General features: G+C 35.9%; 7 protein-coding genes. All 7 read left to right on the top strand.

Annotation, left to right across the window (positions count from 1 at the left end):
* The first annotated feature begins 446 nt into the window (after positions 1-446).
* Positions 447-617: a glycoside hydrolase family 36 N-terminal domain-containing protein gene (locus EDD72_RS13140; protein ID WP_132770815.1), complete on the top strand. Its 171-nt coding sequence runs from the start codon at positions 447-449 to the stop codon at positions 615-617.
* A 148-nt stretch (positions 618-765) separates the two neighbouring features.
* Positions 766-2,709 (top strand): beta-galactosidase, encoded by a 1,944-nt coding sequence (locus EDD72_RS12355; protein ID WP_132770813.1) that lies wholly within the window; start codon positions 766-768, stop codon positions 2,707-2,709.
* 44 nt (positions 2,710-2,753) lie between these two features.
* Entirely contained in the window at positions 2,754-3,740 is a 987-nt protein-coding gene (locus EDD72_RS12350; protein ID WP_132770811.1) for a LacI family DNA-binding transcriptional regulator, read from the top strand.
* Positions 3,741-3,779: 39 nt separating this feature from the next.
* Entirely contained in the window at positions 3,780-4,970 is a 1,191-nt protein-coding gene (locus EDD72_RS12345) for a galactokinase (protein WP_132770809.1), read from the top strand.
* The gene (galE, locus tag EDD72_RS12340; RefSeq protein ID WP_132770807.1) at positions 4,967-5,956 is read left to right on the top strand and encodes a UDP-glucose 4-epimerase GalE; all 990 of its coding nucleotides are present in this window, start codon (positions 4,967-4,969) and stop codon (positions 5,954-5,956) included. Before EDD72_RS12345 ends, galE begins: the two co-directional genes overlap by 4 nt.
* A 12-nt stretch (positions 5,957-5,968) precedes the next feature.
* Positions 5,969-7,462 (top strand): UDP-glucose--hexose-1-phosphate uridylyltransferase, encoded by a 1,494-nt coding sequence (gene galT, locus EDD72_RS12335; protein WP_132770805.1) that lies wholly within the window; start codon positions 5,969-5,971, stop codon positions 7,460-7,462.
* A gap of 21 nt (positions 7,463-7,483) precedes the next feature.
* A complete protein-coding gene (locus tag EDD72_RS12330) occupies positions 7,484-8,539 on the top strand; it encodes an aldose epimerase family protein (protein WP_132770803.1) in 1,056 nt (351 codons plus the stop codon).
* The last annotated feature ends 418 nt before the right edge of the window (positions 8,540-8,957 follow it).

Raw genomic sequence — 8,957 nt, 5'->3', positions numbered from 1 at the left:
AAACTCTGGTCTGAGGTACACGAACTACATTTGAGGCTTATCCTTGTGGGTGAGTTTGCGTAACAAAACAAAGCCCAATAACTACCCGAAACAAGTAGAGTATATGTAGCGGATATATGGAGTGAAAGTTTGCGCTCTTACCTGGGGACTAAGTCCATTACTCGCTAACATACTTCTTGATGAAGTTGACAAAGAACTGGAAAACGGGGACATAGAAGTATTGAAAGGGAAAAAATTACGAAGTAGTAATAAATATTTTACTTAAAAATTTTTTGGTAACTATTAGGAATAGGAAAGAATTGTTTAATCGCAAATAAATAGTTTGTCTAATATAAAAAAATGTTGACTAAAGGTAAATATTTTACTAAAATTTTTATTAGATAATGTAAGCGCTGACAAACTAAACATAAATAAAGGCTACTTTCATGGTCTAGGGAACGGAATATATCAAATATCCCTTTTCTATCCCTTTTCGAAAAGGTATTCAGTCGATTGACGGCATAAAAAAGAATAGGTTCACTCAGCATAATCCATTTATTGCTTTGAAAGATTTTAATACAGAAGAGAATCAAGATAATGTTTATGGATTCAGTTTAGTTTATAGTGAGAACTGTTAGGCTGGTTTAGAAATGGACGATTACAGTTGGGAAGAATAACCTCTATTGAAACAAGATATAACACTGCGATAAGAATTATACCCTGCAAAATTAACTGAAAATGATAAGGAACTTGTGAAAGAACAAATTTGAAAAAGGAGGTTCCCATATGTACTTAGGTGTTGATTATTATCCTGAACATTGGCCAAAAGAAATGATGGATGAAGATATAAAAGGGATTAAAGAGTTAGGTGCAAATATTGTTCGAATTGGTGAATTCGCGTGGCACATGATGGAAAGTAAAGAGGGGAATTTCGATTTTACTTTTTTCGATGATGTGATTGCAAGATTGAAAAAGGAAGGAATTAAGGTAATATTTGGGACACCAACAGCGACATTCCCTGCGTGGTTAGCTAAGAAATTTCCCTTTATTTTATCAGTCGACGAAAACGGTGATACCCGTGTATTCGGTGGACGACGACAGTATTGCTTTAATTCTGATATTTACAGAAAATACAGTGCCCGTATTACTGAGGAATTAGTGAAACATTACAAAGACGAAAGTGCAATCGTTGCTTGGCAGATTGATAATGAACTCGGCCATGAAGGCAGCGACATGTGTTATTGTGATCAATGTCATGTCAAATTCCAAGAATTTCTAAAAGAAAAATACGAATCAATTGACGAATTAAATGAAAGATGGGGAACGATTTTTTGGGGACAAACATATAATGATTTTTCCGAAATTCCAATTCCAAAAAAAACGATCACAACACATAACCCTGCATTACAACTTGATTGGGCTCGATTTCGATCCTTTTCCGTTAATAGTTTTGCACACGAAATGATTTCGATTGTTAGAAAATATAAAGGAAAACACCAACAAATCACTACAAATGTTTCTGGTGGTTTTTTTAATAAGTGGTTTGATCATGCTGAAAATGTGAAACCACTAGATTTTGTTTCATATGATAATTATCCTGTTTGGGGAGGATTATCAGAATCAATTCCTCCAGCAGCAATTGCCATGGCTCATGATTTTAACAGAGGATTATTAGGGAAAAATTACTGGATTGTGGAAGAGCTGATGGGTGCGCAAGGTCATACTGTTATTGGCTATTTCCCACGACCGAATCAAGCCAAAATGTGGTCGTATCAAGCTTTTGCTCATGGTTGCACTGATCTACTTTATTTCCGTTGGCGTGGCATGACGAAAGGTGCCGAACAATTTTGTTATGGAATTGTTGATCATGACAACAATTATGGTAGGAAATACCAAGAAGTACAATCCGTTTTTAACGATATATCACAATATGAGGAAGTACTCCGATCTGATATAAATGCTGATATTGCAGTCTTGTACGATTATGACAATATATGGTCATGGAGATTCCAAATCCAAAGCGAGGGATTTGATTTCACGAATGAACTGCTTCGTTTGTATTCCCCTTTTTATGAATGGAATACTCAGATTGATGTGATTCCGATTGAACGAGATTTTTCTAAATATAAAGTATTGCTTGTACCTGTACTGCAAATCATAGATGAACAATTAGCAGAACGTTTTCGAAAGTTCGTAGAAGATGGTGGCACGATCATATTCTCATTTCGTGCAGGATTAAAAGATAAGAATAATAACATTCATTTTAAGAAACCTTTACCGGGTTATATTAGAGATCTAGCTGGAATCACCATACACGAAGTAGAGTCGTTGTCCAACAACCGCAGTGTACCAGTAATTGAGAAAAGTATTGGAAAAAGGTATGAAATGAGTGTATGGAGAGACTTGATTAAACCAGATACTGCAGAAGTAATTTTTAAATATGGGGATGAATTTTATCAGGAAATGGCCGCTGTAACAAGAAATAAATATAAAAAAGGTATGGTTTACTATATTGGAGGAGGACTAGAAACAACAGCATTGCAAGAGATTGCTAAGGAAATTATCGATCGTCATGATATTTGGCATATTGAGTCGGAAAAAGGCGTTGAAGTCTATAAAAGAATAAGTAAAGGGATGACTTATTTGTTTATCTTGAATCATTCTTCAGAAACAAAAATGTTCCAAGGTAAACAATTGCCACCGTTCGCAAGTATGGTTGTAAGAAGATGATGGGTTTTAATTTTAGATCAAACTTGATAGGAAAGGGGAAAAATATGGCAACAATTAAAGACATAGCTGAAAAGGCAGGAGTTTCAATCGCGACAGTCTCGCGTGTCTTAAACTACGACCCTTCTTTATCTGTAACAGACGAAACAAGAAAGAAAATCTTTGAAATTGCTGAAGAGCTATCCTATAAAAAAAGGTCGGTAAGACCCCCTACCTCCAAAATTGCGATCATTCATTGGTATACCGAAAAGGAAGAATTAGAGGATTTATATTATATGTCCATACGCTTTGGTATTGAACAACGTTGTCAGCAATTGGACATTCAAGTAGTTAATTATTTTTATAACAATTTGGATGAAGTAAGACAAGAGAATATACAAGGAATTATTGCAGTAGGAAAGTTCAGTGTAAATGAAGTAGTGAAGTTATCAGAGGTTACGGAATATATCACATTTGTTGATTACAGCCCTGATGATAATACGTATGATTCGGTTGTTATTGATTTTGAAGAAGCAACCAAAAAAATTATCAATTATTTATTAGAAAAGGGTCATCAATCGATTGGCTATATTGGTGGACGAGAAAAATTTAAAGATGATTCTTCTGAAATTGAAGATCTTCGTGACAAGACATTTCGTGCTTATTTACAAGAACGTAACCTTTTTAATGAAAGCTTCATGTATATTGGTAAATTTACCGTCGATGATGGATACCGTATGATGAAACAAGCCATTCATGATCATGGTGATAATCTTCCCACCGCTTTTTTTGCGGGTAATGATTTAATTGCTATTGGCTGTTTGCGCGCACTTCATGAAGAAAATATTACTGTTCCTGAGCGAGTAAATATTATCGGGATTAATGATATTAGTGTATCAAAATATATTTATCCCCCATTGACAACTTTAAAGGTGTACACCGAATTAATGGGAGAAACAGCCGTTGACACATTAATGGAACGAATAGCCGGGAGAACCGTAGCTAAAAAGATCATAATTGCCACGGAATTAATAAAACGAAATAGTAGTTTTTAAAAAAATATGTACTCAAAGATATCGAGGGGAAGTTATGACATGGATATTCAACGATTAATAGATACTTTTTTTGAGGTATTTCTAAAAGAGGATAATCAGGATATTCGCGTGTTTTTTTCGCCCGGTCGGATTAATTTAATTGGTGAGCATACGGATTATAATGGAGGGCACGTGTTTCCTTGTGCGATCACTTATGGAACGTATGGAATTGCTAGAAAACGTAATGATCAAAAAATACGATTATATTCCTCGAATTTTCCGGATACTGGAATAATTAAATTTCAACTCAATGATCTCACTTATAAAAAGGAACATGATTGGGCCAATTACCCAAAAGGGATGATTCGTTATATTCAAGAAGCGGGTTGGAAACTTCCGTCTGGTCTTGATATTCTTGTTTATGGTAACATTCCAAATGGTGCAGGACTTTCGTCTTCTGCTTCTCTTGAAATGTTAATCGGGGTTATGATAAATGAAATATTCGCTTTTGGAATCGAACGATTAGAGCTTGTAAAGCTAGGCAAGAAAGTAGAAAATGAGTTTATTGGTGTCAATAGCGGGATCATGGATCAGTTTGCCATAGGTATGGGGAAAGAAAATCATGGGATTTTTCTCGATACCAATACCTTACACTATGAGTATGCGCCACTAAACCTAACGAACCACCAAATTATTATCATGAACACCAACAAAAGAAGAGAATTGTCTGATTCAAAATATAATGAACGTCGTAATGAATGTGAACAAGCACTTTCCCAGCTTCAAAAAGTACTTCCGATTCAGACATTGGGTGAATTATCAGGGGATGAGTTTGAGAAAAACAAACACCTGATTTCTGATGAGATTCTAAGACGAAGAGCCAAGCATGCTGTTTACGAAAATCAACGAACGATAAAGGCACTTCATGAATTAAAAAGTGGGAATTTGGTAGAATTCGGTAAATTAATAAATGCTTCTCATCAATCCTTAAAAGAAGATTATGAAGTGACAGGAATTGAGTTGGATACTTTAGTAGAGGCAGCTTGGGAACAAAGAGGAACTTTAGGTGCCAGAATGACAGGGGCAGGTTTTGGTGGCTGTGCGATTGCCATTGTTGAAAAAGATGAGATTGAGGCTTTTATTCAAAAAGTAGGGAAAAAGTATAAAGAAGTAATTGGTTATGAAGCCACGTTCTACGTGGCAAGTATTGGCGATGGTACAAAAGAGATAACGATGGAGGTCATGTCATGAGTATTTTAGTACTTGGTGGTGCAGGATATATTGGTTCGCATGCGGTTTATAAGTTGATTGATCAAAATTACGAAGTGGTAATTGTTGATAATCTACAAACGGGTCATCGACAAGCGATTCATCCAAAAGCAAAATTTTATGAAGGGGATATTCGCGACAGACAATTCTTACGTCAAGTATTCGGAAACGAAAAAATTGACGGGATTATCCATTTTGCTGCAAATTCTCTCGTAGGTGAATCAATGGAAAAGCCTTTAAAGTATTTTGATAATAATGTCTATGGAACACAGGTTTTATTAGAGGTAATGGACGAATTTGGCGTGAAAAATATCGTCTTTTCCTCAAGTGCAGCGACCTACGGAGAACAAAAAGTGATGCCTATCACGGAAGATGCTCTTCCAGCTCCAACAAACACATATGGCGAAACAAAATTAGCAATGGAAAAAATGATGAAGTGGTGTGATGTTGCACTTGGGATAAAATATGTATCATTACGCTATTTTAATGTAGCTGGTGCTAGACAAACAGGTGAGATTGGCGAAGATCACCATCCCGAAACCCACCTAATTCCGTTGATTCTTCAGGTTGCTTTAGGCAAACGTGAATACATCTCTATTTTTGGTGATGATTACGATACAGAGGATGGAACGGCGATCCGTGATTATATCCATGTTGAAGATTTAATCGATGCTCATATTCTTGCTCTTCATTACTTACAAAGTGGTGGGGAAAGTGATATTTTCAATCTTGGTAGTAGTCAAGGGTATTCAGTAAAAGAAATGATTGAGGCTGCTCGAAAAGTGACTCATCACCCGATTCCGGCGAAAGTCGCCCCAAGAAGACCAGGAGATCCAAGTCGATTGATTGCTTCATCAGAAAAAGCAAAAAGAGTTCTGGGATGGAATCCTCAAAGAACATCAATTCATCAAATTATTGCGGATGCATGGAATTGGCATCAAACACATCCTAATGGCTTTGATCAATAGGAGGAGGTTGAAATGGAAATTTATTCGGCTATCGAGGCGTTGGTCAAACAGGCACTTTCCATTGATTTAATCGATAAAGAAGATAAAATTTATGCCCGAAATCAAATTATGTCCTTACTTGTATTGAATGACTTTCCAGAGCAAGTAATTGTAAACAGTGAATTGAGCATTCCAGACCTGTTGGATATCCTTGTTGAATTTGCGGTGCAAAAAAATATCATTGAAGATTTACCAGCGGAAAGGGAGATCTTATCGGCAAAAATCATGAATGTGTTTTTACCGAGACCTTCAGATGTGAATAAGGAATTTTATAAAAAATATAGTGTGAATCCGGTTGAAGCGACAAATTATTTCTATAAATTAAGTAAAGATAGCAACTATATTCAGACGAGGAATATCGCTAAAAATATTAATTATGTAACAGGAACCCCTTATGGGGAACTAGATATCACCATTAACTTATCCAAGCCTGAGAAAGACCCTAAGCAAATAGCACGAGAACGAGAAATGAAAACTCCAGCTTCTCATTATCCTAAATGTTTACTTTGTATTGAGAATGAAGGTTATGAAGGGAGAATTAACCATCCTGCTCGTTCCAACCATCGAATCATACCTATTCAATTGGCAAATGAAACTTGGTATTTTCAGTATTCCCCATATGTTTACTATAATGAACACTGTATTATTTTATCGGCTGAACATAGGGATATGAAAATCGACCGTGAAACATTTGAAAGATTACTTGAGTTTGTTGAAAAGTTTCCTCACTATTTTCTAGGATCGAATGCAGATCTTCCCATTGTTGGGGGCTCCATTTTATCTCATGATCATTATCAAGGTGGAAACTATGAATTTGCAATGGCAAGGGCGAAGGATGACTATACGTTTTCGCTAAGTGATTATCCATCGATTCAAGCAGCTGTTATTCGATGGCCAATGTCCGTTATCCGTTTGCGAGGGAAAGATCGACATGAACTAGTGGATGCAGCTGATATGATTTTGGATAAATGGAAAACATACAGTGATCCGAGTGCAAATATTATTGCAGAGACAGATGGAACAAGACACAATACGATTACTCCTATTGCCCGTAAACGCAATGAACAATATGAGATGGACCTTGTTCTACGGAATAATCGAACGAGTGAGGAGTATCCTTTAGGAATTTTTCATCCTCATGAAGATGTACATCATATTAAAAAAGAAAATATTGGGTTAATTGAAGTAATGGGTTTGGCAGTACTTCCTGCACGTTTAGCGTCAGAATTGGTTGAGATCGAAAAGTATTTATTAGGAGTATCGCATGAGGTGAAAGAGTATCATCTACCATGGGCGAAAGAGCTACAAAAAAAATACGGGTCGTCGATAACTGCTGACACAGTCAAAGAAATTCTACGTAAGGAAGTAGGATTAAAGTTCTTAAGAGTTTTGGAAGATGCAGGAGTATTTAAACGAGATGAAGCAGGATTAAAGGCTTTTCGCCGCTTTATTAAACAATTAAAATAGGCAATGATAGGAGTTTTGCGCATGAGAGTGGTACAAGAAAAATTTGCGGAGTTGGACGGACAGACCATTACGGCCTATACATTAATAAATGATCATGGTATGGAAGTCACCAGTATCGATTATGGCTGTATTATTACTCGTATGATGATACCTGACCGTGATGGAACGATCGAAAATGTGGTTTTAGGCTTTGACACGCTAGAGGAATACCTTCAACATTCGCCTTATTTTGGTGCGGTAGTTGGTCGACATGCAGGTAGAATTAAAAATGGAGAGTTTGAATTAGATGGCAAATTATATCGTTTAGCGAAAAATGATCGTGGCAATCACCTTCATGGAGGTTTACGAGGCTTTGATAAAGTAATCTGGGATTCTGAAGTAAAGGAAAATGCTGATTCCGTTAGTCTAATCTTCCGATATCTTAGCAAGGATCAAGAAGAGGGATATCCAGGGAACCTAAAGATGAAGGTAACTTATACATTAAACAATGATAATGAGTTCACGATTATATATGTAGGAGTATCTGATCAAAAAACAGTACTTAATCTGACTAATCATTCTTATTTTAACTTAAGTGGTAATATGAAGAGAAATATCTTGGATCATGTACTAACTTTAAAAAGTGATTACTTTGTTGAATTAGATGAGCAATTGATTCCTACAGGAGAATTCCGGCTTGTAGAAAATTCCGTTTTTGATTTTAGAACAGGTCGAAAAATTCGCGATGGAGTTGTATCGAAAGACCGCCAAAATATTATAGCTGGAAATGGATATGATCATCCTTTTTTATTAACGAAAAACCATCATCCTCAAATTATTCTAGAAGATAAGGAAAGCGGAAGGTCTTTAACGATCGAAACAGATCAGCCTAGTGTTGTTCTATATACTGCAAACCAGCTATCTGGCGAATTCAAGATTCGTGGAATAAATTCACAACCTTATCTTGGGCTGTGCTTAGAAACACAAGGTCTACCTGATGCTATTCATCATTCTACTTTTCCATCAACGATTCTCGAAAAGGATGAAGTGTATCGATCTGTAACGAAGTACAAATTTTCAATATCTGTTAAATCATAAAATGTTTTTGTTTTCCCAATGTTCATACGATTTCCATAGAAGGTGCAATTTGGCATAGGTCTCTTTTATTGATCAGCGACAACGATTCAAATGGGTGGTCTTGTGTAGATATCCCTTTGTATTTATTCAAGGATGTAACTAAAAATTTCTTATAGACGATAATACATGCAATATGTTATATTATAAAAGTCGCTTTTATGACAATATTCAACAAAATATTGATTCTTAACATTTTGTTGACATAACATTGTGAAATGTGGTAATATCATTATTGCATTCATGAAGTACAAGTGCACTAAGGCTTTCAGAAGCCGAGTTTTCTATGTCGCTTCGTTACGAATTGATCGGACGAACTGACGAAAAAAGAAACAAAAAAGTTGTTGACAATCAACAACGGAATATGATAAGATACTATTTG

This window comes from Tepidibacillus fermentans (assembly GCF_004342885.1).
In the GTDB taxonomy this organism is placed as follows: Bacteria; Bacillota; Bacilli; order Tepidibacillales; family Tepidibacillaceae; genus Tepidibacillus; species Tepidibacillus fermentans.
Note: the sequence above shows the minus strand (reverse complement) of the source record. Positions and strands in the feature narration are given on the sequence as shown.

Coding starts and splice junctions, on each gene's coding strand:
- EDD72_RS12355 (WP_132770813.1), top strand. CDS start 766: ATGTACTTAGGTGTTGATTATTATCCTGAACATTGGCCAAAAGAAATG.
- galE (WP_132770807.1), top strand. CDS start 4,967: ATGAGTATTTTAGTACTTGGTGGTGCAGGATATATTGGTTCGCATGCG.
- EDD72_RS12330 (WP_132770803.1), top strand. CDS start 7,484: ATGAGAGTGGTACAAGAAAAATTTGCGGAGTTGGACGGACAGACCATT.
- galT (WP_132770805.1), top strand. CDS start 5,969: ATGGAAATTTATTCGGCTATCGAGGCGTTGGTCAAACAGGCACTTTCC.
- EDD72_RS12345 (WP_132770809.1), top strand. CDS start 3,780: ATGGATATTCAACGATTAATAGATACTTTTTTTGAGGTATTTCTAAAA.
- EDD72_RS12350 (WP_132770811.1), top strand. CDS start 2,754: ATGGCAACAATTAAAGACATAGCTGAAAAGGCAGGAGTTTCAATCGCG.